The organism is uncultured Tateyamaria sp., from assembly GCF_947488715.1.
In the GTDB taxonomy this organism is placed as follows: Bacteria; Pseudomonadota; Alphaproteobacteria; order Rhodobacterales; family Rhodobacteraceae; genus Tateyamaria.
Window position 1 is genome coordinate 179,368 of sequence record NZ_CANLAG010000001.1, and the last position, 25,213, is coordinate 204,580.

Here is a 25,213-nt window from a genome sequence, read left to right on the forward strand (position 1 = left end):
CCTCATCAGAGCGATTACAGGGCGGGCCTTCCGTCGTGGACAGACCCGCGGGTTGCTATGGCCGGACCCCGTCTGGGCATCCGGTACACATGATGTGGTGAGGATTTTGCGGCGTTCAAGACCCGTCAGGGTTTGACGAACTTTGCGCCGATGTTGCTGCGCTGTTTGCCGCCACCGACGGTGATCCGGCGGACCTTGGCTGTGGGCGGGGCCACTTGCAGGCGCATCTGCGATTTCACCTCGGCGACCCGCGCGGGCAGGACCATGCCGATGGACCGTTTCTCGCCCTCGATGTCGAGCATGCCCGACACCACCGAAATGATGCGGCCACGCCCGTTGAGGTGGGAAAACACTGGGCTGCCGGACGAACCAAAGGTGACGTCGCAGTCAAAGATCATCGCGTCCGCCTCGCGCAGCAGCATCTGGCATTCCTTTTGCCGGGACTGCGCGTTGGCGCGTCCGCGGCCATAGCTGACCACGCTGACGGGGCCGGGTGCGATGCGGTCTTCGTGGATGTAGAAGGGCGGCACGTCAAAGGTCGAGATCGGCTCGGACAGGCGGATCAGGCCGACATCATGGCTGACGTTGTGGACGGACATGGCGCCGGTAGGTTCAAAGGATGCGTGTGCGGCGGCATCAGAGGCGCGGCGCACGGCGACGGCGGCACCGTCGCGCAGGCCCGCGCTGAACCGGATGGTGTCGGTGGGCCAGAGCGTGCCGCTGCCGGGTTGGTAGAGGCAGTGCGCGGCTGTCAGAACGAGGTCGGGTGCGATCAGGGTGCCGGAGCAAAACGCGCCTTGGCCGAAATCGATGCGGCCCACGGCCTTCCAACTGGCGGCGGCATAGTCCGTGTCGAGTGTGCGCAGCGCGGATGTTTGCGCGGTGGCTTGCGTCCCAAATGTCAGGGCGGCCGCGGCGAGGATGAGGGCAAGGATTTTCATGGTTTCAGAAACTTGGCCCCTGTGTCGTTGCGTGCGCCCGCCTGAACGCGTTGGGTGATCACGCCCTTTTGTGCGACCATTTCCGCCTGAAGGCGGGCCAGTGGCGCGCCCAGCGAGGTGCCAAGCGATACGGCTTCGCCGTCCACTTCGGCCTTGGCGGAGACCACGGATACGATGTGCGGTTCGCCATCGTGCACGACAAAAATGGGTGCGCCGGAGCTGCCGAAATCGACGGAACACGAGGTGACCAGAACGCCATCCTGTTGCGCGAGGACGTGGCATATTTCTTGCAACGATGGGGCTTCGGCCCGGCCTTTGCCATAGCTGACGACGCCGACCTGCGACCCGCGCCGGGGTCGGGTGGCGGTCAGGAAGGGTTTGATTTTGCCGTCACGTACCGGGTGGTCCAGTTCCAGCAAGGCGAGATCATTGCGCACGCCGTCCGAACTGAGGTGATCGGCCAGCGCATAGTCGGGATGTACCACGGCGCGGCGGACGGTGCGGTAGGCCAGCGCACGGCCATTGCGCCATCCCGCCAAAAATTCGATCTCGGTGTGGTCGATGCGGTCGCCTGTCGTCTTGTCAAACAGGCAGTGGGCGGCGGTCAGTACCATCTTGGGCGCGATCAGCGCGCCGGTGCAGAACCCCGTGCCACCGACATTCAGGCGTCCAACGGCCTCCCACGGGCGGGCATCATCACCCGAATTCAGCCGCCGCAAACGGGCGTCCTGGGCGAATGCGGTCGAGGTCACGACCAACGCCATAAGTGAAAGGGCCATCCAACGGCGCATGAACCACCTAAATACAATCCCGTAGGTGAGATTGGTCTAGGTCCGAAAGGCGGCAGAATTAGGGCAGACGGAAAATTTAGCGCAAAATGGGGACATCGCTGTGGGTACGGTCGAGCGCGGGTGGCCGAGGCCCACCTGTCGCCCAGTCGAGCAGTTCGACGGTATGCACAACGGGCACGCCTGCGGCGGACCCGATCTGCATCATGCAGCCGATGTTGCCGGCGGCGATGATATCGGGGTTCTTGGCCATCAGGGTCTGGACCTTGCGGTCCTTGAGCTGGCCCGAGATTTCGGGCTGCATCAGGTTGTAGGTGCCCGCTGATCCGCAGCAGAGGTGGCTGTCTGCGGGTTCCACCACGGTATAGCCCGCGCGTTTGAGCAGGTCCTTGGGATAGGTCTTGATCTGTTGGGCGTGTTGCAGCGAACAGGCGGCGTGATAGGCGATGGTCATGTCCTGATCGGCCTGCGCAGGCAGGTCCAGTTTCATCAACACCTCGCTGACATCTATGGCAATCCCGGACACGCGCGCGGCGTCGGCGGCCAGTGGGTCGTTGCGGAACATGTGGCCGTAATCCTTGACCGTGGTGCCGCAGCCGCTGGTGTTGATCACAATCGCATCAAGGCCGTCGCCGTCCATTTCATCCGTCCATGCGCGGATGTTGGCGGCGGCTGAGGTGTGGCTCTGGCTGGTTTTGCCCATGTGGTGCGTCAGCGCCCCGCAGCATCCCGCACCTTCGGCCACGACCACTTCGCAGCCCAGACGGGTGAGCAGGCGGATCGTGGCGTCGTTGATGTCGGTGTTGAGCGCCTTTTGCGCACAGCCGGTCATCAGCGCCACGCGCATCTTTTTCTGTGCCTTGGGGGCAAAGCTCTGGGGGTCGTCATTGCGGCTGACGGGGGGAATGTGTTTGGGGGCCATGTCCAGCATGGCGCGCAGGCGGGCGTCGGGCATCAGCCGGGCGAAAGGACGCCCGATCTTGGCCCCCAGCAGCGCCAGCCGGAACCGGGTTGGATAGGGCAGGATCTGTGCCAGCACCCAGCGCAGCACACGGTCGGTCAGGGGGCGTTTGTACCGTTCCTCGATGTACTCCCGCGCGTGATCGACAAGGTGCATATAGTGGACGCCCGAGGGGCATGTGGTCATGCAAGCCAGACACGACAGGCAGCGGTCTACGTGCTTGACGACCTTTTCATCCGGGTCGCGGTCGTTTTCCAGCATGTCCTTGATCAGGTAGATGCGGCCCCGTGGGCTGTCCAATTCGTCGCCCAGCACCTGATAGGTGGGGCAGGTCGCGGTGCAGAACCCGCAGTGGACGCAGTTGCGCAGGATTTCATTCGACCGTTGGATCGCGGGGTCGGTCAGTTGTTCGGGGGAAAAGGTGGTTTGCATATCACTCCGCCATCATCTGGGCCGTGGCAAAGCCAAACCACGGTACGGTGGTGCCCATGGCACAGATTGCGCGGCTCCAGCGCCGCATCGTAGGGGTCGGTTGCGCGGCGTACATGGCGCGCGCGACGATCACCATGACCAGCACCCAGGCCAGCCAGATCAGCAACACGCTGAGGAACACCGGGGTTGGATCGACGCCCAGGGTCAGGCTCGCCTCGCTGCGAAAGACAAAGCTGAGGACAACCAGCACCGACGCGATCAGGGCCAGCGGCCAGCGCCGCCCATCGGTGCGCACCAGCGCCAGGAACAGCGCAGGGCCGATCACAAAGGCCATGGTGAACAGGATGAGCAGCATCAGGCGGCCATCAGGCCGGGGTTCAGGATACCCCGTGGGTCGAACCGCGCACGCAGCGCCGTGCTCAGGGCCGCGACGCCCGGTTGTTCGGGTTGGAACACAGGCACAGAGGCGCGCACCGCGTTCGGGGCCTTGATCAGAGTGGCGTGACCGCCCAGCGTGGCCACCGTCGATTGGATTGTGCCGTGGGTCGCCGCGGCGTTGCCGCCCGATTGGCCGATCCAGACCAGCCCGCCGCCCCAGTCCAGCAGGGTCGTGCAACCGTCGGGCAGGGCGGCGACAAGTGCGGGGGCATCGCTCGGTTTGACCGAGGCGCGCCATACGCTGTCCATGCCGTGCAGCGGGGTCGCGTCGCGGATGGTGGTCCAATCGGCATCTGACACGCGCATCACGTCGCCATGTTTGCTCAAGAGCGCGGTGAGCGCATCCGCGCGGTAGGCAACCGAGCTGCCGAACCCTTCGATGCGCAGCCACACCGCGCCATCGGTCCACGCCGCACCGGACACTTCGAACGGGGAGCCCAGCGCCTGCGCCATGGCGGCAACCGCACCTGCGGAGGTCAGCCCGTCGATCACAAGTGTCTCTGTCGCCTCGACAGCGGGCAGGACCTTGAGGCTGATTTCGGTGAGGACGCCAAGGGTGCCCCATGACCCGGACATGAGTTTGACCAGATCGTAGCCCGTCACGTTTTTCATCACGCGGCCACCGTTCTTGATGACATGGCCCGCGCCGTCGACAAAGCGGACGCCAAGTGCGAAATCCCGTGCCGCCCCGGCCATGATGCGGCGCGGCCCGCTGGCGTTGGTGGCGATGACGCCGCCAATGGTCGTCGCACCCTTGGTGCCCAGCATGCCGGTCAGATCGTAGGGTTCAAAGGCGAGGCGCTGGTTTTCAGCGGCCAGCGTCGCCTCGATCTCGGCCACGGGTGTGCCGGCCTGTGCCACGATGGTCAGCGCGCCGGGTTCATAGAGTGTCACGCCAGACAGGCCTGACACATCCAGCACCTGACCAGTGACAGGCCGTCCAACGGCGCGCGTGCCACCGCCGCGAATGGTCAGCGGACCCTTGGCATCGGCCACCGCCTGCGCAACCGCATCTTCTGAATTCAACATACTCATCTTCATCTTGCCCAATAAACTCCGGGGGTAAGGCCGCAAGGCCGAGGGGGCTGGCCCCCTATTCTGCCGCCATCCGCGCGCCACGCCGCGGTTCCGACACCGCCAGCGGAAACACCTTGGCGGGGTTCAGCAGCCATTTGGCATCGAACACGTCCTTGACCGCCATCTGCGCCTCAAGGTCATCAGGCGCGTATTGATAGGTCATCAGATCGCGCTTTTCGATGCCGACGCCGTGTTCGCCGGTCAGGCATCCGCCCACTTCGACGCAAAGCTTCAGCACCTCGGCCCCGAACGCCTCGCAGATTTCCAGATCACCGGGTTTGTTCGCGTCATAACAGATCAGCGGGTGCATGTTGCCGTCGCCCGCGTGGAACACGTTGCCGACCGCCAGGCCGTATTCCTTGGACATCTCGCCGATGCGGCGCAGGACATAGGGCAATTCGGACACGGGGATCGTGCCATCAAGGCACATGTAATCGTTCACCCGGCCAATGGCGGAAAACGCGGCCTTGCGACCGGCCCAGATGCGCGCGCTTTCCTCTGGCGAAGCGCTTTCGCGCAGTGCGACGGGGTTGTGGCGCTGGGCGATCTCGGTGATCAGGGCAAGCTGGTGGTCAATCTCGGCGCCGGACCCTTCGACCTCGACGATCAACAGGGCTTCGCACATCGGATAGTCGGCCTTGGCAAAGTCCTCGCAGACTTCGATCAGCATCTTGTCCATAAACTCGATTGCGACGGGCAAGACGCCCGCCTTGATGATGTCGGCCACGCAAGCGCCCGCGATTTCGGCGCTGTCAAAGCCCATGAGCACGGGGCGCGCGCCTTCGGGTTTGTGCAGAATGCGCAGGGTCGCCTCGGTTACCACGCCCAACTGCCCCTCTGATCCGCAGATCACGCCCAGCAGGTCGAGCCCGCCCGCATCCAGATGCCCGCCGCCGATCTCGACCACGGTGCCGTCCATCTGCACCAGCGTGACGCCCATCAGGTTGTTGGTGGTCACGCCGTATTTCAGGCAATGCGCCCCGCCGGAGTTCATCGCGATATTGCCCGCAATGGCGCAGGCCAGTTGGCTCGATGGATCGGGCGCGTAAAAGAACCCGTCCGATTCGACCGCGCCCGTCACACTCAGATTGGTGCGCCCGGTCTGCACGCGGATGATGCGGTTGTCATAGTCGGTATCGAGTACATCGTTCATGCGCGCCACGCCCAGGATCACACAGTCCGCCGTGGGCAGCGCACCACCCGCCAGTGACGTGCCCGAACCGCGCGGGACGACCGGCACGCCCTCGTCATGGCAGATGCGCAGAACATCCGAGACCTCGGCAGTGCTGGCAGGCAGCACCGCAACCATGGGCGGGCAGCGATAGGCCGTCAGGGCGTCACATTCATAGGCACGTGTTTCGGCGGGGTCGTCGATCACGGCGTCATGGGGCAACACCTCGCGCAGGCGCTCCACGACGCGGGCCTTGCGCGCCAGTACGGCAGAATCAGGGACGGGCATTTCCATGGGGCACCTCCTCAGGGATTGGTAAAATAATATGACCAATTTGATCGGGATGCAATCTCATTTCCTGCGGTGTAAGAGCACAGCATGACCTGGATTGATCGCCTTTCGTTTTTTTCACCTTTGGATGTTGCGGCGCTGGGCCTGTTGTTTGCGGGCTGGCTGTTGATTGGGTGGCGGATTGAACACCCGCGGGCCAAGCATCCCTCTACATCGCAGATCATGGCCGGGTTCCGGCATGAGTGGATGCGCCAGATGATCACGCGAGAGCCGCGCATTTTCGATGCGCAGATCGTGGCGAGCCTGCGGCAGGGGACAGCGTTTTTCGCCTCGACCTCGGTGATTGCCATTGGCGGGACGCTGGCCGTGATTGGCAACGCAGAGCGTGTGACGGGAATCGCAAATGACCTGACGTTGATGGAAACTCCGGCCTTTGTCTGGGAGGTCAAGCTGGTCATCATGGCGCTGTTTCTGACCAATTCGTTCCTGAAATTCGTCTGGGCCAACCGGCTGTTTGGCTATGCGGCTGTGGTGATGGCGGCGGTGCCGAATGATGTGACGCATCCGGCCTGCGCGGGGCGCGCCGATCAGGCGGCCGAGATCAACATCGCAGCGGCGCGATCGTTCAACCGTGGCCTGCGGTCTGTCTATTTCGCGCTGACGGTTGCGGCGTGGCTGGCGGGACCGATCCCATTGATTGCGGCGACCGTGTTCACGCTGGCGGTGATCTGGCGGCGGGAATTTGCGTCGCGGTCGCGCACGATCCTGCTGGGCACACAGTTGTGATGGGACAGATGCCCGCGATGGGTTAGAACAGCGCCATGAACCGTCTGATCCCCCTGTTGCTGGCCGCCAGCCCTGCCTTTGCCGAAGAACCCGTGATCGAGGATGTCGCGGTCACCCGCACGGCGCCTGAAACCTATCGATTCAGCGTCACGATCCGCCACCCGGACACCGGCTGGGATCACTATGCGGACGGCTGGCGTGTGCTGGACATGGATGGCAACGAGCTGGGTCTGCGTATGCTGTTTCACCCGCATGAGAACGAGCAGCCGTTTACCCGTAGTCTTGATGGTGTGCGTATTCCTGCGGGCACTGAACAAGTTCAGGTGCAGGCGCGCGATCTGCCTGCGGGGTGGAACGCCGGCACCACGGTTGTGGATCTGCCCTGAGTCACACTTATGACTGCGCTGTCAGGTGCGGTGGTATGGACCACCGGCGAGGATGGATGCCGCGCGGTAAAGCTGTTCGGCGAGCATCACACGCACCAGCATATGCGGCCAGACCATTGCGCCAAAGGACAGCAGATGTTGCGCCTCTGCGCGCAAGCCGGGGTCGATGCCATCCGCACCACCGATGACAAAGGTCGCGTCGCTTTGACCCGCATCGCGCCAACCGGCCAATCGGCGGGCAAAGGCGGGGGACGGTTCGACCGTCCCGCGTTCATCGAGGCAGCATAGAATGGACCCCTTTGGCACCGCGCGGCGCAGCAATTGCGCCTCGGCTGCCATGCCGCCGCCTTTGCGGTCGTCGACCTGGATCACGGACAGGGGGCCAAGGCCCAAGGCCCGGCCCGTGCGGTCAAAACGGGTTGTGTAGTCGGAAACGAGGTCGGCCTCTGGACCGCCGCGCAGGCGGCCCATGGCACAGACATGCACACGCATGGCGCAGGGTCAGTTGGTTGCCGCAGCGCCCGGCTGCCACATTTTCTCCAACTGGTAGAACTCGCGCACTTCGGGGCGGAACACGTGGACAATGATGTCACCCGTGTCGATCAGAACCCAATCGCCGGTTTCCTTGCCTTCGATCCGGGCGGTGCGACCAAATTCGTCCTTGAGGCGCTGCACCAGCTTTTCCGAGATCGCCGCGACCTGACGCGAAGAACGGCCCGAGCAGATGACCATGTGGTCACCAATCTCGGTCTTGCCACGCAGGTCGATCTGCACGACGTCTTCGGCCTTGTCATCGGAGAGGGAAGAAAGGACAGCCGCAAGGAGCAAATCGCTTGTGGCTTGCGTTTTGGCTGTGGCCATCATGGCCGCGGCCCCATCAGCGGCGCGCACCGCTTCTGCAGAGATTGACAGGACATCGTCCTCCTTTTCATCGCGCCGTCCACCATCCCCGGCGCTGGGATCGCCCTATGGTAACAACGCGCTCGTGACATTTCAATGAAGCGGTGGCCGGAACAGGTGCCTTGCCGTCAGGTCGCTGAGGTTTTCAGCGGATCTGTGCGGTGGTGCCGTGTTGTCCAGTGTTTGGGCTTTTTGTTTCTTTTGGAATCAGATATTATTGTTTTACGATAAAGAATCACCCTGTAGGGAGAATTTAGAATGAGTATGGACAGGTTGTCTCGCCGGGCGCGGTATCTTGCTTGGGTGACCACGGCGGTGATGGTTCTGTTGCCGCTGGGCACCGTTGTTTTCGTGGCAAGTGGCGGCGTGGATAGCGCCATGTTGCGCGCGCACTACGGTGTAGCGGTCATGCCAGAGGCGTTGCAGCCCGGTCCCACGCTGGTCTGGCTGGGGGTCGAGGCGGCGCGCATGGCGTTGTTGTTGTGGATCATGTGGTGTGTGCGGCGGTGGCTGGTTCTGTGCAGTGGCGATCAGGCGCTCAGCCCGCGGGCGGCGCAGTTTGTGGTGCGGGCAGGCACCGGGTTGATGGTCTTGGCATTGGCGCATGTGGCGGGCAACACCGTTATTGTTGGCGCGTTGACCTGGGACAATCCGGCGGGGCAACGGGCCTTGTCCATCGGGTTCGGCAGTACGGAAATCCTGTTGGTTCTTGCCGGGTGTCTGGTGACGTTGTTCGGCTGGATCCAGTTCGAAGCTGCAAGGTTGCGCGCGGAAAACGAGGCCTTTGTATGAGCGCCCGGATTGTCGTGCGTCTGGACGTGATGATGGCGCGTCGCAAGATCCGGGGGCGCGATCTGGCGGCGCGGATCGGCATCACGGAGCAGAACCTGAGCCTGTTGAAATCGGGCAAGGTCAAGGGCGTCCGGTTCGAGACATTGGCGCGGTTGTGCGATGCGTTGGAGTGTCAGCCCGGTGACCTGTTGGAGGCCGAGGGATCGGATTTGGCTTGAGCCACCGCTCGGTCAGTTCAGCGTGTCGGCAAAGGCGATGAACGACGCGCCGTCAATGGCGGGCCCGTGTCCAAAGGCCACGCGGCGTGGCGACAGGGCGGCCAGTTTGCGCACGCTGCTGCGCACATGCGCCATATCCCAAGACACATGCGCAAAGGGTAGGTGCAGGCCCGGTCGCGTGGTCAACAGGTTCATGCCCAGTGCCGCATCCCCTGCCACCAACAGCCCATCCGACGCCCGCCAAAGCGAGATATGGCCCGCCGTATGGCCGGGCGTTTCGATGACTTCGAATCCGCCAACCATGTCACCCTGGGCCAGCGTGCGCGTCACCGGATAGGACGCACCGGCGAGGAACCGTTGCTGAAACCGCGCGGTCAGGGATCGCGGGTTGTCAAAGGAGGACAGCACGTCGCCGGTTTCAATGGCTGCACGTTCTGTTGCATGACACCAGACTGGCAGATTGAGCGCCTGCGCCACCGCCGCTGTTGCGCCTTGATGGTCCGCATGGGCATGTGTCACGACATGGGCGCCCACGGCCTTGCCCGTCAGTGCAGACAGCAGTTTGCCACGGCAAAACGGCAACCCAGCGTCAACCAGAACATCGCCCAGCAGAAAGCAGTTCAATGCCTGCCGTGGCAGCACCGGGATTTGCCAGGCATTTTCCCCCAGTTGGATCATGCGTCGTCGTCCCCCAGCATCCGCACTTCCCGCTGTGGGAAGGGGATGGAAATGTTGTGTTCCTTGAACGTGTCCCACAGCGCGAGGAACACGTTACCACGGATGTTGGTCAGACCGCCGGTCGGGTCGGTGATCCAGAACCGCAGGATGTAATCGACCGAACTGTCGCCAAAGCCGACGATATGGCAGACGGGCGGGCGGCTGGACAGGACACGTTCCACGCCCTTGGCGGCCTCAATCGCCAGTTTGCGCACCTGATGCGGGTCGCAGCCGTAGGACGTGCCAAAGTGGATATCGAGCCGCACGAACTGGTCCGAGTGGGACCAGTTGACCACCTGGCTGGTGATCAGGTCCTCGTTCGGGATCAGGTATTCCTTGCCATCGCGTGTGACAACCGAGGCATAGCGCGCGCCCAGCGTCTGGATCCAGCCAAAGGTTTCGCCAAGACTGATGACGTCGCCGGGTTTGATCGACTTGTCCAGCAGGATGATGACGCCGGAGACGAGGTTGGACACGACCTTTTGCAGGCCAAAGCCCAGGCCCACGCCGATGGCGCCCGACAGCACGGCAAGCCCGGTGAGGTCGATGCCCAGCGATCGCACGCCCACATAAAAGGCGATGGCATAGAAGACGATCTGCACGACCTTGACGATCAGCACCCGCATCGAGGGCGAGATGTCTTCGTTGGACTGAATGCGTGACGAAGTGGTTGTGGTCACGAACCGCGCCAGCGCCAGCAGCACACCGATCACGACAACGCCCTGCACCACCAGCAACAGCGACAGGCGCATGTCCCCGATGCTTAGCGCGGCGGCATCGAGGATTTCGGCGGTTTGATCGACGATGCCCAGCACATAGAGCGTCACATAGGCCCATGCCCCCAACCGCACGACCCGGCGCAGGAACACCGACCGGATCAGCCGCGTGGCAAAGACAACCGCGAGCCATGCAATAGCCAGTGTTGCGACCAAGCCAAGGATATAGGACCGGGACGGCCAGGTCATTTCGCGCATGATCAGCACGACGACCCACAACAGAAGCACAAAGAAGATCGCGCGCAGGCGCTGGTGCACGACCACCAGTACGCGCATCCGCCACTTGGGCCACCCTTCGCGCGTGCCCATCCATGCACGGATACGGGGGCCGAGCCATTGGCGCAGGCAATGTGCAATGACAAAGACCGCAACGACAATCAGCACCTGATAGCCGACCCACGGACGCAGCAGCCCTTCGACAAAGGTTTGCGCCTCGTTCAGCAGGGTCTGGCCCAGTGTCAGAACGGTTTCGGACAGCGTCTCGCCATTGTCTGTCTGGCCGTCGATGGCCGCTTCGGCGGCCGAATTGAGGGCATCGGCGATCCCGTTGGTGCCGGGCTGCGTCGTGTGACTGCTCATTCCTGCTCCTTGTTGGCGCACAGCATGCACGTCCACGCCCGCACGATCAATGCACGAAGACGGTTGGCTTGCTTGATCGGCTGGGGGAATCCGTCTAAAGCCTTGGCTCATGACCCGCCTCTTTGACATGGATGACCGTGCGCGCTTGCGCGAACGCTTTTACGGGGCGACACACACGGTGCTCGCCCGCCTATAGGCGCGCGCCCGAAGCCATCCAGTCAAACACCGCCAGTTCAGAAAAGGGAGAGGACCATCATGTCCCCCAAAACGCTTTATGACAAAATCTGGGACGCGCATGTGGCCCACGAAGCCGAAGACGGCACGTGCCTGCTTTATATCGACCGCCACCTCGTCCATGAGGTGACCAGCCCGCAGGCCTTTGAGGGGCTGCGCATGGCAGGCCGCCCGGTGCACGCGCCGGACAAGACCATTGCCGTGCCAGACCACAACGTGCCAACCACGCTGGACCGCGCCAACGCCGCAACGATGACCGAGGACAGCCGGGTGCAGGTTGCGGCCCTCGACAAGAACGCCAAGGATTTCGGCATCCACTATTACCCGGTGTCGGATATCCGCCAGGGCATCGTGCACATCGTCGGCCCTGAACAAGGTTGGACCCTGCCCGGTATGACCGTGGTTTGTGGCGACAGCCACACGGCGACCCATGGTGCCTTTGGCGCGCTGGCGCACGGCATCGGCACGTCCGAGGTCGAACACGTGCTGGCCACGCAGACGCTGATCCAGAAGAAATCCAAGAACATGAAGGTCGAGATCACGGGCAAGCTGCGCCCCGGTGTGACGGCCAAAGACATCACACTGTCGGTCATCGGCAAAACCGGCACCGCCGGTGGCACAGGTTACGTCATCGAGTATTGCGGTGAGGCGATCCGCGATCTGTCCATGGAAGGGCGCATGACCGTCTGCAACATGGCAATCGAGGGCGGTGCGCGCGCAGGCCTGATCGCGCCGGACGAAAAGACGTTTGAGTACTGCAAAGGCCGCCCGCACGCGCCCAAAGGTGCTCAGTGGGAAGCTGCCGAAGCGTGGTGGAAAACACTGTACTCCGATGATGACGCGCATTGGGATGAGGTGATCACCATCGTGGGCGAAGACATTGCACCGGTCGTGACATGGGGCACATCGCCAGAGGATGTTCTGCCGATCACCGCGACAGTGCCGTCGGCAGATGATTTCGAAGGTGGCAAAGTTGGCGCGGCGCAACGCTCGCTCGACTATATGGGCCTGACCCCCGGCACACCGCTGTCGGATATCGAGATCGACACAGTGTTCATCGGCTCCTGCACCAATGGCCGGATCGAAGACCTGCGCGCCGCGGCTGAGGTTCTGAAGGGCAAGAAGATCAAGGTCAAGCGGGCCATGGTTGTTCCCGGATCGGGCCTTGTCCGTGCGCAGGCCGAAGAAGAAGGCCTGGCGGATATCTTCAAGGAGGCCGGGTTCGAATGGCGCCTTGCGGGCTGTTCGATGTGCCTTGCGATGAACCCCGACCAGCTGAGCGAGGGTGAGCGTTGCGCGTCCACGTCGAACCGGAACTTTGAGGGACGCCAAGGCTACAAGGGCCGTACGCACCTCGTATCACCCGGCATGGCAGCAGCAGCGGCGATCACCGGCAAGCTGACGGATGTACGTGAGCTGATGTAATGCCAAAGGTGCGCAGTGAATGCGCACCCTACACCCGATGCGTGGGGTGTGCCCTCTGGGCGCACCACCCCGCGGGAAAAGGATAGATGTAATGGACAAATTCACCACACTCACCGGGATCGCGGCGCCGATGCCGTTGGTCAATATCGACACCGATATGATCATCCCGAAGCAATTCCTGAAAACGATCAAACGGTCGGGACTGGGCGCGAACCTCTTTGACGAGATGCGCTTTGATCGGCAGGGCAACGAGGTTCCGGACTTCGTTCTGAACCAAGAGGCGTATCGCAGTGCCGAGATCCTCGTGGCGGGCGACAACTTTGGCTGTGGGTCCAGTCGCGAACACGCGCCCTGGGCGATCAAGGATTTCGGTATCCGCTGCGTGATATCGACCAGCTTTGCCGACATCTTCTATAACAACTGCTTCAAGAACGGCATTCTGCCCATCGCCCTGCCCAAAGAGGTGGTCGATGTGCTGATGACAGACGCAGAAAAGGGCGCAAACGCCCGGATGACCGTCGATCTGGAAAGCCAGACGGTGACCACATCCGATGGCGAGGTCTTCTCCTTCGAGGTGGACGCATTCAAAAAGCACTGCCTGCTTGAGGGTTTGGACGACATTGGCCTGACCATGGCCAAGGCCGACAGCATCAAGAGCTTTGAAGCACAGGCCGCGCAGGCGCGCCCTTGGGTCTGATCTGATCCACCCCAACTTGTGGTGGAAAAACAGGCAGCCGATATGAAGCATTCCGGGCCCAAACACTACATGTTGGGCCCGGCCTTATTCCCGCCTTGGAAATGATGCACAAAGGCACCACACGCTCCCTCAAAATGTCCCAGGTCTTACGTTTGATTAACCAAGAGGCTTGAGACCCCGGACCAATCAAGGCAACATTGTGTCGTAAATGAGGCACCTGCCAAACCCGGTGGGATCAAGTTGGAACAAGTCGCGGCAACGTATCGTGGCTGGCCAGTTTGAAGGGATCGAGACGTGATAGCACGACTGTCAGGCGCAGCGATGCGCGGATTTTTGGTGGCATTGATGATTGCCACACCTGCACTCGTGGTGCCGGGTGTTACGATTGATTCATCGCAAGCGACTGTTTTGATTGCACTTCTTGCGGCTTTCCTGACCTTTGTCGAATACAACTCATCCAGCCCCAGCATCGTTGAATTCCGCGACGCGGCCCCGTTCAACCGCCTGCGGTTCGTGGCGCTGTTCCTGACGGTCTTTGTCCTCAGCGTGATCTGCAAGGGCAAGACGGACCCCACATTGCTGACCGGCGCGCTGAGTTCGATCGGGACGATCATCGGAAACAGCATCGACTTTCCATTCTCGCCGGTGCGTCTGGTGGTGCTGATGTTGCCCGCCGATGCAGAGGCCGAGATCGTGGACTCCGTACGTATCGCGGCGGGTCTGGCCTATCTCGTATCGCTCACTGCGATGGCTGCGTTCCTGTTTCTGGTGCGTGTGCTGGGGTGGCCGTCGCGTTCGGGTGCGTTCAACGTATGGGTGAACCTGCCGCTGTTCGACCCGACTGCGGGTGGCGATGTGCTGCACCGCTTGAACCGCGATGCGCGGATCAATATCGCGCTTGGCTTCCTGCTGCCCTTCCTTATCCCCGCGGTGGTCAAGATGGCGGCAGACCTGCTAAACCCAATCACGCTTGAGAACCCGCAAACCCTGATCTGGACGATGAGCGCATGGGCCTTCCTTCCTGCCAGCATGATCATGCGCGGTATTGCGATGCAGCGGATCGCCGAGATGATCCGCGACCAGCGCAAGCGCGCCTATGCCAACGCCGAGGGCGACCTGCAGCTCGCCTGATTGCAGCACTTGCATGGGTCTGGCTGGGATGTGTCGCGCAGGCGGACAGCTTGCGCGTGGGCACCTATAACACCGAATTGCAGCGTGACGGGCCGGGCCTGTTCCTGCGCAATCTTGCGCGCGGGACGGATGATCAGATTGCAGCCGTGGTTGCTGTGATAGCTGAGGCCGATGTGGATGTGCTGGCGTTACAGGGCATTGATTATGATCTCACGGGCGAGGCGCTGGGCCGCTTGGCCGAATTGACGGGGTATGACCACCATTTTGCGCTGCGCCCGAACACGGGCATGCCAACTGGCCTGGACATGGACGGAGATGGCCTATTGGGTGGGCCGCGAGATGCGCAGGGTTATGGGCGGTTTTCGGGTCAGGGTGGCATGGCGATCCTGTCGCGCTTTCCCATTGATGCGGCGGGGGTGCAGGATTTCTCAGAGCTGTTGTGGCAGGACGTACCCGGTGCGACGTTGCCAGAGGTCAATGGCGCGCCCTTTCCCAGCGTAGCGGCTCTGGCAGCGCAGCGGTTGTCCACAACCGGCCATTGGGCTGTGCCGATTGCGGCGCCCGGCGGCACGTTCACCCTGATGACCTTTCATGCCAGTCCCCCGGTGTTTGATGGCCCGGAGGATCGCAACGGCAAGCGCAATGCGGATGAAATCCGGCTGTGGGAGCAGGTGTTGACGGGTGAGGTCGGCACGCCGCCGCCCGGTCCGTTTGTCATTGCCGGGGATGCAAATCTGGACCCGGTGGACGGTTCGGGGATAAAACCCGCCATTCGGTCCCTGCTGTCGTCGCCTTTGGTTCAGGACGTGTCCCCGCGGGGACAGGCGGGCACGGACACCGTTGACTGGCGCGATCCGATGCCGGGTGACTTGCGGGTGGACTATGTGCTGCCGTCCTCTCATTGGCGCGTTCTGGACAGTGGGGTGATGTGGCCCGCACCAGACGACCCGCTGGCGGAAACAGTTGCAACAGCCAGCCGTCACAGGTTGGTTTGGGTGGACCTCACCCTTGACCATTCGGGCAACGGTGGATAGGCGAAACCCCAAGCAATCAAAGGAGTTTCGCCATGTCCAACCCGTCGATCCTGATCCTGCCCGGCGATGGCATCGGTCCCGAAGTGATGGACCAAGTCACACGCATCATCGACTGGTTTGGTGACAAGCGCGGACTGACGTTTGATGTAACCACCGACCTTGTGGGTGGTGCGGCCTATGACGCGCACGGTGTGCCGCTGCACGATGACACGATGGCCAAGGCGCAAGAGGTCGACGCGGTCCTGTTGGGTGCCGTGGGTGGTCCCAAATACGACGATCTGGATTTCTCGGTGAAGCCCGAGCGCGGCCTGCTGCGCCTGCGCAAGGAGATGGACCTGTTCTCGAACCTGCGCCCGGCGCAGTGCTTTGACGCGCTGGCGGATTTCTCGTCCCTAAAAAAAGACATCGTTGCCGGTCTGGACATCATGATCGTGCGCGAGCTGACCTCGGGTGTCTATTTCGGCGAGCCGCGCGGCATCTTCGAAGAAGGCAACGAGCGCGTGGGCATCAACACCCAGCGTTACACCGAAAGCGAGATTGAACGCGCTGCCCGTTCGGCCTTTGAGCTGGCGATGCGCCGCAACAAGAAGGTCTGCTCGATGGAGAAGGCCAACGTAATGGAATCGGGCATCCTGTGGCGGGATGTCGTAACCGAGGTTGCCAAGGATTACCCCGAGGTCGAGCTGAGCCACATGTATGCCGACAACGGCGCGATGCAGTTGGTGCGCGCGCCCAAGCAGTTCGACGTGATCGTCACGGACAACCTCTTTGGCGACATCCTGTCCGACTGTGCCGCGATGCTGACAGGCTCGCTTGGCATGTTGCCCTCTGCGAGCCTTGGCGCGCCGATGGACAATGGACGCCCCAAGGCGATGTACGAACCGGTCCACGGATCGGCCCCAGACATCACCGGTCAGGGCAAGGCCAACCCCATCGCCTGTATCCTCAGCTTTGCCATGGCGCTGCGTTACAGCTTTGATCAGGGTGACGAGGCCGCGCGCCTCGAATCCGCGATCGAAAAGGTGCTGGCCGATGGTGCGCGGACCGCGGACCTGATGGGCCCCGAAGGCGGCACCCCGCTGTCGACCACTGAAATGGGTGACGTCATTCTGGCCGCTTTGGACGCCAGCCTCTGACCCATACGGGCGCGCGTTAACCATGATGCGCGTCCCTTTTAAGGGCGGGAATTCCTGACTTGGGGTGGCACGGTGTGGTCACCACGTTGTGATCCGTTGTGTAACGGACCAAAGGAATTTCCATGTCCCTGTTTTCTCTGCGTGCCGCGCTGTGCGGTCTCGTTCTTGGTGGTGTTGCGGCCTGTGACGTCGCCTATCCTGTGTCCGTGATCGGCGACGACGGTGTGACGTTCCGAGGATCCGCGACCGACACGTTCCTGCATGGTGGCAGTTTTCAGGCGACCAATGGCAGTGCCGTCTGCACCGGCACCTATGACAAGTTTGCCGACATCAGCACGGTCAGTTTCCCAGTGGTGTGCAACAACGGCCTGCGCGGCGTCGGCACAGCGTTCTTTCAATCGCCAAATGCCGGGTCTGGTTTTGTCACGATGACTGACGGCAGCCGCTGGCAGTTCATTTTTGGGCAAGGTGCGTTGGCTATATGACTATTTCACGCTGACAGGACGCGGGTCGGTGGACATTCTGGCCCGCGTGCTGTTGAACCCAGAAAAACCCTATCAAAGCGTCTGCCATGTCATCCAACGTCAAAGGGGCCTTGCTGGCCCTGATCGCCTTTGGGATCTTTTCCACGCACGATGTGTTCATCAAGACGCTGGGTGCGAGCTATTCCCCGATCCAGATCGTGTTCTTCAGCGTCTTGCTCAGCTTTCCGCTGGCGACGATCATGCTGATGCGCGACGCGAAGCCGGGGACGTTGTTGCCGGTGCATCCGTGGTGGATGGCGGTGCGCACGGTGGGCGCGGTGATCACGGGTGTGTCGGCGTTCTATGCGTTTTCCAACCTGCCGCTGACGCAGACCTATGCGATCCTCTTTGCCACGCCTTTGCTGATCACGGTGCTGTCGATCCCCATTCTGGGTGAAAAGGTGCGGCTGCCGCGCTGGTTGGCGGTGATGGTCGGGCTGGCCGGAGTCATGGTCGTGTTGCGGCCTGGCACGACGGACCTGACACTGGGGCATGCGGCAGCGATTGTGGCGGCCTTTGCCGGGGCGTTTGCGTCGATTGTGGTGCGCAAGATCGGCGCGGACGAGCGTACGGTTGTCCTGTTGCTGTATCCCATGGTGGCGAATTTCATCGTGATGGGTGTGGCGCTGATCTTTGTCTATCAGCCGATGCCGGGGGAACATCTGGCGATGTTGGCGATCATTTCGGTGATGGCGTGGGTGGCCGGGCGGTTTATCATCGCGGCCTACCAGACAGGCGAGGCGGCGATTGTGGCCCCGATGCAGTATTCGCAGATCCTGTGGGCCACGGCCTATGGGCTGATCTTTTTCGACGAGACGCCGGACCTGTTTACGGGTGTCGGTGCGGCGATCATCATCGGGTCCGGGCTGTTCATCGTGTTCCGCGAAAGCACGCCGGGCAATTCGGAAAACACGCCTGTTTTGCGGACGCGGACACGTATCGGGACACCCGGCACGTTCCGTGTCAGCAGTCTGATGACCAGCGGCCGGTTCCGCGACAAGCCTCTTGCCAAAGATCGTGTGCCGGAGTAATTCGCCCGGCACAGTCGGAGTGTAGCTCAGCCTGGTAGAGCACTGTCTTCGGGAGGCAGGGGCCGGAGGTTCGAATCCTCTCACTCCGACCATTTTTCACACTGTGTGCAAATGATGCACCGCCCCATGCGTTTTGAGCACGGGGCGGCGATAAGGTCGTCAGAACAAGAGCAGATCGTCGATCAGTTGGCCGGGCGCGCTGACGCCGTTGACCGTCAGCGTGTTGCCGCCGCCGAAATCAAAGATGACCTGATCCATGCCTGGGGTCGCAAACTGCTGGACCACCTGCTGTTCCGTCAGTGTCTGAAGGCCCAGCACAACGGCGTCCAGCTGGATGCTGTCGATGTTGTTGCCAAAGCCCTGAATGGTGTCTGCGCCCTCGGCGTAGATAAAGACATCCGCGCCCAGACCGCCGTTCATGATGTCGTCACCCGCACCGCCGTTGATGGTGTCGTTGCCCGCGTTGCCGCGCAGGATGTCATCACCTTCACCGCCCACCAGATCGTCCGACCCGTTGCCGCCGTTCAGGTTGTCCGAGCCCTCGCCGCCGACCAGCGTGTCGTTGTTGATGCCGCCGGACAGGGTGTCATTCCCTGCGCCACCTTCGAGGATGTCGGTGCCCGCGTTGCCAAAGAGCTGGTCGTTGCCGTCCTCGCCGCGCAGGCTGTCGGTGCCTGCGTCGCCGGTCATGCTGTCATCGCCGGTGCCGCCCAGCAGCACATCGGTGCCCAACCCGCCCTTGAGCGTGTCGTTGCCGGACCCGCCGATCAGTGTGTCGAAGCCGTTGTTGCCGGTGATCGAGTCGTCGCCCGCCCCGCCGATGATGCTGTCGAACCCGTCGCCGCCGACCACGGTGTCGTCGCCCGACCCGCTCTGGATAAAGTCAAAGCCGATGCCGCCGAGGATGTTGTCGTTGCCGCCACCCGACGAGATGGTGTCGTTGCCACCCTTGCCCGCGATGCTGTCATCGCCGTCGCCCGTGGTGATTGTCTCGGAGTTGCCGTCGCCTTCGACGTCTTCGGGGGGTGCTTGGGGGGCATTGACCTCGACCAATGTGGCGAGGTCGCCTTCATCCATAATGATACCCGTTCCATCGGACAGGATCACGCTGTTTTGCGCGCCTGTGGTGATGCTCAGGCCAACTGTGGGGAACTCGGAGTCATCGACCCTGTTGCCGTTTGCGTCAAAAATCTGGACCCGCACAAAAGGAGATTCGTTGTCTTCGGTGACGTCATCACTGTTGTAGGCCACCACAAACCCGCCAGTATCGAGCGCAAAGACCCGAGGGGCAAATTGCCGTCCGTCGGTTGCATCGTTGCCCTGCAACGGGCCCGAGGCGACGGTGCCATCCGCGTTCAGGATATAGACGCTGAGGCCGGTTGAATCGTCGTCCCCTGGGGAGTCACCGGGTGCCCATACAACGGCGATCTGGCCGCTGGTTAGGACTGTGATGTCGACCAGTGCCTGTTCCCCGATATTAACCCCCAGGAACTGATCGGGTTCCCCGATTGGGATCTCTGGCGTGAGCGGATTGCCCGAGGCGTCAAATTGCTGGACGGATAAGGTACCTGCCCAGTTAAAGAAGGAAAACGAAAAATCCGCATCGACGGTGGCCACCCAGATTGTGCCGTTCGCGGCCACGTCGATGGCATACCCGTTGTCGGTGGTCGAAAAGCCCGGGGTTCCGGTCGCGCCGCCCGCGATCTGTCCGTCTGGACCGAAAATGGTCAGCCCGCCGTCTGACATCACCGCGAGATTTCCGTTGCCAATGTCTTCGGGGACGGTGTTGCGGGCGTTGTAGAGACCATCAACGCCAGCGACTTCGGTGGGTCCACCGACTGGATTGCCCGCCGCATCGAAGGACGCCACGTAGTTCGTTGCGTTCAGGGGAAAGAGGCCGTCGGCGTCCGCGCCGAAATGGATTGTGATCCCGCCTCCGTCAGTGGCCACGGCCCCCATGACGTTCGGGTTTGCCGTCGTGATGCCCGGTGCCACCAGCGTTGGCGGGATCAGCACCGTGCCGTCGCTGTCGAGCACGGTAAAGCCCACATCGGTAGCGGACTGCTGGTCGGTATATGCCAGGAAAATGCGCCCGTCCGACAGCTCTTGGGACACAAGGCCGAGCAGAAGGTTTGCATCGCCGTCAAATGGATTGAAGGGGCCACCGAAGTTGATGGGCATGGGTCGTCTCCTTGAAATACTTGGTCGTCAAATGGTCTTGGCTGGTATGAAGTTACGGCGCGGACAGGCCTTTGCTGATTTCGCTAAGCACCAGCGGGCTGCCGGACGGTTCAAATGTCGTGGTCAATGTGGTCTCCTGAAAAGTCACTGCACGCCCGTGGCAAAAACAAAAATTCAAAGGGCATGGCTCTAATGGAGCAGAGTCTAGGAGATATTTTTACGCCATTTCAAGAAGTTTGCTGAAAAAGATCGATTTAGTGCACAGTTATACGACGCAGCACTGCCACGGCGTCGGCTGCGCTGTGTCTCATGACATAGTGTTCGGATTAGAACGCGACTTTGTCGCCGCCTTTGAGTGCGAGGATTTCGCGTGCTTCGTCGGGGGTGGCGACCTCTGATCCGAGGTCTTCGACGATGCGGCGGATCTTGGTCACCTGTTCGGCGTTCGACACGGCCAGTTCGCCCCGGTTGATGAAAAGGCTGTCCTCGAGCCCGACGCGGACGTTGCCGCCCATCTGGCTGGCCGTGGTGGCCAGTGACATTTGCGCGCCACCCGCGCCCAGAACGGACCAGCGGTAGTCGTCGCCAAAGAGCCGGTCCGCCGTGCGTTTCATAAAGATCAGGTTGTCGACCTCTGGGCCGATCCCGCCGAGGATGCCAAAGATGAACTGGATAAACACCGGTGCCTTGAACAGGCCCTGCGCCATGCAGAATTTCAGGTTGTAGAGATGACCCACGTCATAGCATTCGTGTTCGAACTTGATGTCGTGGGGGGCCAGTGTTTCGGCGGCTTCGCGGATGTCGGCAAAGGTGTTGCGGAAGATATTCGCCTCTGAGCCTTCGACATAGTCCTTTTCCCAGTCATATTTCCAATTGTCATAGCGCCCGGCCAGCGGGTGAAAGGCAAAGTTCATGGAGCCCATGTTGAGGCTGCACATCTCAGGGCTGAAGGTCGTTGCGGCCTTGATCCGTTCGGTGATCCGCATGGTGGGTGCGCCGCCAGTGGTGATGTTCAGGACGGCGTTGGTGGATTGTTTGACGCGGGCGAGGATCGGCGCGTAGTGGTCGGGTTCCACAGAGGGGCGAAAATCGTCGGGGTCGCGAGTGTGCAGGTGCAGGATCGACGCGCCCGCCTCGGCGGCGGCGATGGCCTGTTCGGCGATGTCGTTTTGCGTGATCGGCAGGTGATCGGACATGGTCGGCGTGTGGATCGACCCGGTGACCGCGCAGGTGATGATCGTTTTGTTCTTGGCCATGGGTCAGTGTCCTTTTTTGTCCGTGCGCACACGGTAGCTGAGCGGAAAGAGTTCGAGGTCGTAGCGGTCGCGCACGAGGCCCCAGACGCCCTTGGGTGCCTTGAGCATCACCACGATGGCAACCACGCCCAGGACCATCAAGTAGATCGTGCCGAAATCTGCCAGCGTTTCGCGCAGCAAAAAGAACAGCAGCGTGCCGATGATTGGCCCTTCGAGGGTGCCGATGCCGCCGATGACGACGATAAAGATCACAAAGGCGGTCCAGTCGTTGACTGAGAATGCCGCGTCGGGCGAAATGCGCAGTTTTTGCAGGAACAGCAGGCCACCTATGACGGCGGTAAAGGCGGAGGTGACCACGTAGACCTCAAGCTTGGTGCGCCAGATGTCGATGCCTAGGCCTGCCGCTGCAACTTCGCTGTCGCGGATGGCGGTTAGGGCGAGCCCCCTGCGCGAGCGCAGAAAGAGGTAGACGCAGGTGATGACCGTGACGGCGGCCCCCAGTGCCAGCCAATAGCTGAGCGCCTCTCGGCCTGAACGGGACCCGGCCAGCGATTTGACGATGCCCACGGGCAGGGATGTGCCGGACCCACCGCCCAGCGATGAAATCTGTGCAAAGGTGAGGCGGAACACTTCGGCCACGACCCATGTGCCGATGGCAAAGTATGCGCCCTTGAGCCGAAAGATCAGAGCGGCGACGGGTACGGACAGCAGCGCGGCCAACACACCGGCGAGCAGGATGGCGACGATTGGGTGCAGGCCACCAAAGATTGTGAGCGCAAAGAGCATGTAGCCGCCAAAGCCCACAAACGCTTGCTGGCCTACGGATACCAGCCCGGCGTAGCCCGCCATCAGGTTCCACAGGCAGGCCAGTGACAGGTAGAGAAAGACTTCGCCCATCAGACGCAGATCGGCGCGACCTGCCCACCAGGGGGCTAGGGCCAGGACAATCAGGGCAAGGGCTGCGATGACCATCGCAACGCGGCTGGCGGGTGTGGCGCGGGTGACTGTGTTCAATGTTCGACCCTCGGGAATAGCCCGTTCGGGCGCACGGCCAGAACGACAAGGAATGCGATGTGCCCGGCAAGGACCTGCCAACCGGGGTCGATTTTTGCCCCGATGGTCTGGGCGACGCCCAAGATGACGCCGCCTGCCAGTGTGCCCCAGATGTTGCCAAGGCCGCCGATGATCACCGCCTCGAAGCCAAAGATGAGGCGCCCGCCGCCGATGGACGGATCAAAGCTGGTGCGGATGCCCAACAGGACCCCGGCGATGGCGGTGACGGCAAGGGCCAGCGCCATGGCGAGGCCAAAGACGTGCGCCTTGTTCAACCCCATCAGTTGCGCGATGTCCTGATTGTCGGACACGGCCCTGAACCCGCGGCCCAGAGCGGTGGAATAGAAGATCCATTGCAGGCCTGCGATCACCACGATGGCGATCCCGAAGGTCATCAGCGGCAGCACGCCAAGCGTTAGTCCACCCGCAGAGATGCTGGCCGTTTCAATGCCGCCCGCGCTCAGTTTTTGCGGATCGGCGGTGTACCCTTCGAGCAGGGCGTTTTGCAAGATCACCGACAGGCCAAACGTGACCAGCAGCGGCGGCAGGATGTCTGGCCCAAGCGTCTGGTTCAAAAGCCCGCGTTGCAGGATGTACCCGATCCCCGCCATCGCGGGCATAACGATCAGTAATGCGACAAAGGGGTGGATGCCCAGCATCACAGTGGTCGACAGGCCCAGATAGGCGGCCAGGATGATCAGGTCGCCGTGGGCAATGTTGACCAACCGCATGACCCCAAAGATCAGGGACAAACCGGCGGCGAACAGGGCATAGAGACCGCCCAGCAGCACACCTTGGACAATGGCGTTGATCCATTCGATCATGCGGCAACCCCGAAATAAGCGGCGGTGATCTGGTCCCGCGTGACGTCCTCGACCCGCCCGGACAGCGACACGCGGCCCTCTTGCAGGCAATAGACGCGGCTGGAAACGGCCAGCGCCTTGGTGATGTCTTGTTCCACGATCATGGCGGTCATGCCTTGCCCCACAATGCCCGGCAGGGCGTCGTAGATGGATTTGATGATAACGGGCGCGAGGCCGAGGCTGATTTCATCGAACAGGATCAGGTCCGGGTTCGACATGAGTGCGCGCCCGATGGCGACCATCTGTTGTTGTCCACCCGACAGGGATGTCGAAGGTTGGTTGCGGCGTTCCTCGAGGACCGGAAACAGGTCATAGACTGCGCGCAGCGACCATGGCCCTGCGCGGCCCACCGTTGCGCCGAGTTTCAGGTTCTCTTCGACCGACAGAGAGGCGAATAGCTGGCGACCCTCGGGGACCAGCGCGATGCCTGCATAGGCCACCTGATCCGCGCGCAAGGCGCCAATGGGTTTACCGCGGAATTGGACCTGATCGGCGGCATTGGTCAGCAGCCCCGAGATTGAACGCATCAGCGTCGTCTTGCCTGCGCCGTTTGCACCGATGATGGCAATCACTTCGCCCGGTGCCACATCCATGTCGACGCCGTAGAGCGCCTGAAAGTCACCATAGTGGGCGTCAAGGCCAGTGAGTTGCAGCAGGGGATCAGACATCAGGGTCAACTCCCAAATAGATTTCCTTGACCTCGGCGCTGTCCATGATGGCCTTGGGGGCGCCCTCGGCGATCTTTTTGCCAAAGTCGATGACAATCAGTTTTTCGACAACGGCCAGCAGCGCGTGGACCACGTGTTCGATCCAGATGATTGTGGTGCCATTTGCGTGTACGCGCTGGATCGTTTCGATGAGCGCGGTGCATTCGGCCTCGGTCAGGCCACCGGCGATTTCGTCAAGCAACAGCAGCTTGGGTCTGGCGGACAGGGCGCGGGCCATTTCCAGCCGCTTGCGTTCAAGCAAAGTCAGTGCACCGGCGCGCACGTTCGCCTTGGGCAAGAGCCCGGTGTCTTCGAGCACCGACAGCACATGGTTTTCGGCGTCGTGGCCGCGCAGGCCTGCGCCTTCCATCGCGCCGACCAGAGCGTTTTCAAAGACGGTCATGCCGCCAAAGGGTTGCGGCACCTGAAACGACCGGGCGATCCCCATCTTGCACCGGCGCGCGGCGGACGTGGCCGAGATGTCGGCCCCTTCAAAGGTGATCCGGCCCGCATCCGGGGGAAGCGCGCCGGTGATCAGGTTAAAGAGAGAGGTCTTGCCCGCCCCGTTCGGCCCGAGGATGCCAACAGCCTCCCCTTGGGCCACGTCAAAGCTGGTGTCGTCGGCGACCACGACGGCGCCGAACGACTTTTGCAGACCAGCGATGGACAACAGGGCAGTCATGGTCGC

27 protein-coding genes and 1 tRNA gene are annotated in these 25,213 nt (G+C 62.1%); 12 read left to right on the plus strand and 16 right to left on the minus strand.

Going from position 1 to position 25,213, the window contains the following annotated elements; all coding sequences use genetic code 11:
* Positions 1–125 precede the first annotated feature (125 nt).
* The 6 genes from Q0936_RS00795 to Q0936_RS00820 all read right to left on the minus strand — a co-directional run bounded on the left by Q0936_RS00795 (position 126) and on the right by Q0936_RS00820 (position 6,102).
* Positions 126–941: a trypsin-like peptidase domain-containing protein gene (locus Q0936_RS00795; protein WP_299294729.1), complete on the minus strand. Its 816-nt coding sequence runs from the start codon at positions 939–941 to the stop codon at positions 126–128.
* Positions 938–1,720 carry a trypsin-like serine protease gene (locus tag Q0936_RS00800; protein WP_299139540.1) on the minus strand — a complete coding sequence of 261 codons (783 nt, stop codon included), beginning with the start codon at positions 1,718–1,720 and terminating at the stop codon, positions 938–940. The genes Q0936_RS00795 and Q0936_RS00800 overlap by 4 nt, the downstream gene beginning before the upstream one ends.
* 88 nt (positions 1,721–1,808) lie before the next feature.
* Positions 1,809–3,122, minus strand: coding sequence for a glycolate oxidase subunit GlcF (gene glcF / locus Q0936_RS00805; protein WP_299294727.1), 1,314 nt, complete (start codon positions 3,120–3,122; stop codon positions 1,809–1,811).
* 1 nt (position 3,123) lies between these two features.
* The gene (locus Q0936_RS00810) at positions 3,124–3,477 is read right to left on the minus strand and encodes a hypothetical protein (RefSeq protein WP_299294725.1); all 354 of its coding nucleotides are present in this window, start codon (positions 3,475–3,477) and stop codon (positions 3,124–3,126) included.
* Positions 3,477–4,595: a glycolate oxidase subunit GlcE gene (gene glcE / locus Q0936_RS00815; protein ID WP_299294723.1), complete on the minus strand. Its 1,119-nt coding sequence runs from the start codon at positions 4,593–4,595 to the stop codon at positions 3,477–3,479. The genes Q0936_RS00810 and glcE overlap by 1 nt, the downstream gene beginning before the upstream one ends.
* A 58-nt stretch (positions 4,596–4,653) precedes the next feature.
* Positions 4,654–6,102 carry an FAD-linked oxidase C-terminal domain-containing protein gene (locus Q0936_RS00820; protein ID WP_299294721.1) on the minus strand — a complete coding sequence of 483 codons (1,449 nt, stop codon included), beginning with the start codon at positions 6,100–6,102 and terminating at the stop codon, positions 4,654–4,656.
* Between the two features lie 84 nt (positions 6,103–6,186).
* Here Q0936_RS00820 and Q0936_RS00825 point away from each other — a divergent pair, with 84 nt between their 5' ends.
* A complete protein-coding gene (locus Q0936_RS00825) occupies positions 6,187–6,885 on the plus strand; it encodes a DUF599 domain-containing protein (protein WP_299139509.1) in 699 nt (232 codons plus the stop codon).
* Positions 6,886–6,920: 35 nt separating this feature from the next.
* Positions 6,921–7,271: a hypothetical protein gene (locus Q0936_RS00830; RefSeq protein ID WP_299294719.1), complete on the plus strand. Its 351-nt coding sequence runs from the start codon at positions 6,921–6,923 to the stop codon at positions 7,269–7,271.
* Positions 7,272–7,292: 21 nt separating this feature from the next.
* Here Q0936_RS00830 and rlmH read toward each other — a convergent pair whose 3' ends face one another.
* Both rlmH and rsfS read right to left on the minus strand, forming a co-directional pair.
* Positions 7,293–7,763, minus strand: a complete 471-nt coding sequence (gene rlmH / locus Q0936_RS00835) for a 23S rRNA (pseudouridine(1915)-N(3))-methyltransferase RlmH (protein ID WP_299294717.1) — start codon at positions 7,761–7,763, stop codon at positions 7,293–7,295.
* Positions 7,764–7,772: 9 nt separating this feature from the next.
* Entirely contained in the window at positions 7,773–8,135 is a 363-nt protein-coding gene (gene rsfS, locus Q0936_RS00840) for a ribosome silencing factor (protein ID WP_299139502.1), read from the minus strand.
* 294 nt (positions 8,136–8,429) lie between these two features.
* Between rsfS and Q0936_RS00845 the strand changes: the two genes are divergently transcribed.
* Positions 8,430–8,963 carry a hypothetical protein gene (locus Q0936_RS00845; protein WP_299294715.1) on the plus strand — a complete coding sequence of 178 codons (534 nt, stop codon included), beginning with the start codon at positions 8,430–8,432 and terminating at the stop codon, positions 8,961–8,963.
* Positions 8,960–9,181 (plus strand): helix-turn-helix transcriptional regulator, encoded by a 222-nt coding sequence (locus Q0936_RS00850; RefSeq protein WP_299294714.1) that lies wholly within the window; start codon positions 8,960–8,962, stop codon positions 9,179–9,181. The genes Q0936_RS00845 and Q0936_RS00850 overlap by 4 nt, the downstream gene beginning before the upstream one ends.
* Before the next feature lie 12 nt (positions 9,182–9,193).
* Here the strand turns inward: Q0936_RS00850 and Q0936_RS00855 are convergent, their stop codons facing one another.
* Both Q0936_RS00855 and Q0936_RS00860 read right to left on the minus strand, forming a co-directional pair.
* On the minus strand, positions 9,194–9,859 hold the full coding sequence (locus Q0936_RS00855; protein ID WP_299294712.1) for an MBL fold metallo-hydrolase: 666 nt from the start codon (positions 9,857–9,859) through the stop codon (positions 9,194–9,196).
* Complete coding sequence (locus Q0936_RS00860) at positions 9,856–11,253, minus strand: mechanosensitive ion channel domain-containing protein (RefSeq protein ID WP_299377797.1); 1,398 nt, start codon at positions 11,251–11,253, stop codon at positions 9,856–9,858. The genes Q0936_RS00855 and Q0936_RS00860 overlap by 4 nt, the downstream gene beginning before the upstream one ends.
* A 255-nt stretch (positions 11,254–11,508) precedes the next feature.
* Here Q0936_RS00860 and leuC point away from each other — a divergent pair, with 255 nt between their 5' ends.
* From leuC to Q0936_RS00900, 8 genes are all read left to right on the plus strand, one after another.
* On the plus strand, positions 11,509–12,912 hold the full coding sequence (gene leuC / locus Q0936_RS00865; protein ID WP_299139492.1) for a 3-isopropylmalate dehydratase large subunit: 1,404 nt from the start codon (positions 11,509–11,511) through the stop codon (positions 12,910–12,912).
* A 91-nt stretch (positions 12,913–13,003) separates the two neighbouring features.
* Positions 13,004–13,609 (plus strand): 3-isopropylmalate dehydratase small subunit, encoded by a 606-nt coding sequence (leuD, locus tag Q0936_RS00870; protein ID WP_299139489.1) that lies wholly within the window; start codon positions 13,004–13,006, stop codon positions 13,607–13,609.
* A 294-nt stretch (positions 13,610–13,903) separates the two neighbouring features.
* The gene (locus tag Q0936_RS00875) at positions 13,904–14,740 is read left to right on the plus strand and encodes a hypothetical protein (RefSeq protein ID WP_299139485.1); all 837 of its coding nucleotides are present in this window, start codon (positions 13,904–13,906) and stop codon (positions 14,738–14,740) included.
* Between the two features lie 56 nt (positions 14,741–14,796).
* Positions 14,797–15,774, plus strand: coding sequence for an endonuclease/exonuclease/phosphatase family protein (locus Q0936_RS00880; protein WP_299298442.1), 978 nt, complete (start codon positions 14,797–14,799; stop codon positions 15,772–15,774).
* A gap of 32 nt (positions 15,775–15,806) precedes the next feature.
* Complete coding sequence (leuB, locus tag Q0936_RS00885) at positions 15,807–16,910, plus strand: 3-isopropylmalate dehydrogenase (RefSeq protein WP_299298445.1); 1,104 nt, start codon at positions 15,807–15,809, stop codon at positions 16,908–16,910.
* A 122-nt stretch (positions 16,911–17,032) separates the two neighbouring features.
* The gene (locus tag Q0936_RS00890) at positions 17,033–17,395 is read left to right on the plus strand and encodes a hypothetical protein (protein WP_299298448.1); all 363 of its coding nucleotides are present in this window, start codon (positions 17,033–17,035) and stop codon (positions 17,393–17,395) included.
* An 86-nt stretch (positions 17,396–17,481) separates the two neighbouring features.
* Positions 17,482–18,465, plus strand: a complete 984-nt coding sequence (locus Q0936_RS00895) for a DMT family transporter (protein WP_299139474.1) — start codon at positions 17,482–17,484, stop codon at positions 18,463–18,465.
* A 15-nt stretch (positions 18,466–18,480) separates the two neighbouring features.
* Positions 18,481–18,557, plus strand: a tRNA-Pro gene (locus Q0936_RS00900).
* 67 nt (positions 18,558–18,624) lie between these two features.
* Here the strand turns inward: Q0936_RS00900 and Q0936_RS00905 are convergent.
* The 6 genes from Q0936_RS00905 to Q0936_RS00930 all read right to left on the minus strand — a co-directional run bounded on the left by Q0936_RS00905 (position 18,625) and on the right by Q0936_RS00930 (position 25,207).
* Complete coding sequence (locus tag Q0936_RS00905; protein WP_299298451.1) at positions 18,625–20,646, minus strand: calcium-binding protein; 2,022 nt, start codon at positions 20,644–20,646, stop codon at positions 18,625–18,627.
* A gap of 326 nt (positions 20,647–20,972) precedes the next feature.
* Positions 20,973–21,902, minus strand: coding sequence for a 3-keto-5-aminohexanoate cleavage protein (locus Q0936_RS00910; RefSeq protein ID WP_299298454.1), 930 nt, complete (start codon positions 21,900–21,902; stop codon positions 20,973–20,975).
* Positions 21,903–21,905: 3 nt separating this feature from the next.
* Entirely contained in the window at positions 21,906–22,916 is a 1,011-nt protein-coding gene (locus tag Q0936_RS00915) for a branched-chain amino acid ABC transporter permease (RefSeq protein ID WP_299298457.1), read from the minus strand.
* Positions 22,913–23,779: a branched-chain amino acid ABC transporter permease gene (locus tag Q0936_RS00920; protein WP_363323321.1), complete on the minus strand. Its 867-nt coding sequence runs from the start codon at positions 23,777–23,779 to the stop codon at positions 22,913–22,915. The genes Q0936_RS00915 and Q0936_RS00920 overlap by 4 nt, the downstream gene beginning before the upstream one ends.
* The gene (locus Q0936_RS00925) at positions 23,776–24,486 is read right to left on the minus strand and encodes an ABC transporter ATP-binding protein (RefSeq protein ID WP_299298460.1); all 711 of its coding nucleotides are present in this window, start codon (positions 24,484–24,486) and stop codon (positions 23,776–23,778) included. Before Q0936_RS00925 ends, Q0936_RS00920 begins: the two co-directional genes overlap by 4 nt.
* A complete protein-coding gene (locus Q0936_RS00930; protein WP_299139459.1) occupies positions 24,479–25,207 on the minus strand; it encodes an ABC transporter ATP-binding protein in 729 nt (242 codons plus the stop codon). Before Q0936_RS00930 ends, Q0936_RS00925 begins: the two co-directional genes overlap by 8 nt.
* Between the last annotated feature and the right edge of the window lie 6 nt (positions 25,208–25,213).

What these genes read in the sequence shown, in the direction of transcription:
- Q0936_RS00795 (WP_299294729.1), bottom strand. Translation starts at nt 941, where the DNA reads ATGAAAATCCTTGCCCTCATCCTCGCCGCGGCCGCCCTGACATTTGGG.
- Q0936_RS00800 (WP_299139540.1), bottom strand. Translation starts at nt 1,720, where the DNA reads ATGGCCCTTTCACTTATGGCGTTGGTCGTGACCTCGACCGCATTCGCC.
- glcF (WP_299294727.1), bottom strand. Translation starts at nt 3,122, where the DNA reads ATGCAAACCACCTTTTCCCCCGAACAACTGACCGACCCCGCGATCCAA.
- Q0936_RS00810 (WP_299294725.1), bottom strand. Translation starts at nt 3,477, where the DNA reads ATGCTGCTCATCCTGTTCACCATGGCCTTTGTGATCGGCCCTGCGCTG.
- glcE (WP_299294723.1), bottom strand. Translation starts at nt 4,595, where the DNA reads ATGAGTATGTTGAATTCAGAAGATGCGGTTGCGCAGGCGGTGGCCGAT.
- Q0936_RS00820 (WP_299294721.1), bottom strand. Translation starts at nt 6,102, where the DNA reads ATGGAAATGCCCGTCCCTGATTCTGCCGTACTGGCGCGCAAGGCCCGC.
- Q0936_RS00825 (WP_299139509.1), top strand. Translation starts at nt 6,187, where the DNA reads ATGACCTGGATTGATCGCCTTTCGTTTTTTTCACCTTTGGATGTTGCG.
- Q0936_RS00830 (WP_299294719.1), top strand. Translation starts at nt 6,921, where the DNA reads ATGAACCGTCTGATCCCCCTGTTGCTGGCCGCCAGCCCTGCCTTTGCC.
- rlmH (WP_299294717.1), bottom strand. Translation starts at nt 7,763, where the DNA reads ATGCGTGTGCATGTCTGTGCCATGGGCCGCCTGCGCGGCGGTCCAGAG.
- rsfS (WP_299139502.1), bottom strand. Translation starts at nt 8,135, where the DNA reads ATGATGGCCACAGCCAAAACGCAAGCCACAAGCGATTTGCTCCTTGCG.
- Q0936_RS00845 (WP_299294715.1), top strand. Translation starts at nt 8,430, where the DNA reads ATGAGTATGGACAGGTTGTCTCGCCGGGCGCGGTATCTTGCTTGGGTG.
- Q0936_RS00850 (WP_299294714.1), top strand. Translation starts at nt 8,960, where the DNA reads ATGAGCGCCCGGATTGTCGTGCGTCTGGACGTGATGATGGCGCGTCGC.
- Q0936_RS00855 (WP_299294712.1), bottom strand. Translation starts at nt 9,859, where the DNA reads ATGATCCAACTGGGGGAAAATGCCTGGCAAATCCCGGTGCTGCCACGG.
- Q0936_RS00860 (WP_299377797.1), bottom strand. Translation starts at nt 11,253, where the DNA reads ATGAGCAGTCACACGACGCAGCCCGGCACCAACGGGATCGCCGATGCC.
- leuC (WP_299139492.1), top strand. Translation starts at nt 11,509, where the DNA reads ATGTCCCCCAAAACGCTTTATGACAAAATCTGGGACGCGCATGTGGCC.
- leuD (WP_299139489.1), top strand. Translation starts at nt 13,004, where the DNA reads ATGGACAAATTCACCACACTCACCGGGATCGCGGCGCCGATGCCGTTG.
- leuB (WP_299298445.1), top strand. Translation starts at nt 15,807, where the DNA reads ATGTCCAACCCGTCGATCCTGATCCTGCCCGGCGATGGCATCGGTCCC.
- Q0936_RS00890 (WP_299298448.1), top strand. Translation starts at nt 17,033, where the DNA reads ATGTCCCTGTTTTCTCTGCGTGCCGCGCTGTGCGGTCTCGTTCTTGGT.
- Q0936_RS00895 (WP_299139474.1), top strand. Translation starts at nt 17,482, where the DNA reads ATGTCATCCAACGTCAAAGGGGCCTTGCTGGCCCTGATCGCCTTTGGG.
- Q0936_RS00905 (WP_299298451.1), bottom strand. Translation starts at nt 20,646, where the DNA reads ATGCCCATCAACTTCGGTGGCCCCTTCAATCCATTTGACGGCGATGCA.
- Q0936_RS00910 (WP_299298454.1), bottom strand. Translation starts at nt 21,902, where the DNA reads ATGGCCAAGAACAAAACGATCATCACCTGCGCGGTCACCGGGTCGATC.
- Q0936_RS00920 (WP_363323321.1), bottom strand. Translation starts at nt 23,779, where the DNA reads ATGATCGAATGGATCAACGCCATTGTCCAAGGTGTGCTGCTGGGCGGT.
- Q0936_RS00925 (WP_299298460.1), bottom strand. Translation starts at nt 24,486, where the DNA reads ATGTCTGATCCCCTGCTGCAACTCACTGGCCTTGACGCCCACTATGGT.
- Q0936_RS00930 (WP_299139459.1), bottom strand. Translation starts at nt 25,207, where the DNA reads ATGACTGCCCTGTTGTCCATCGCTGGTCTGCAAAAGTCGTTCGGCGCC.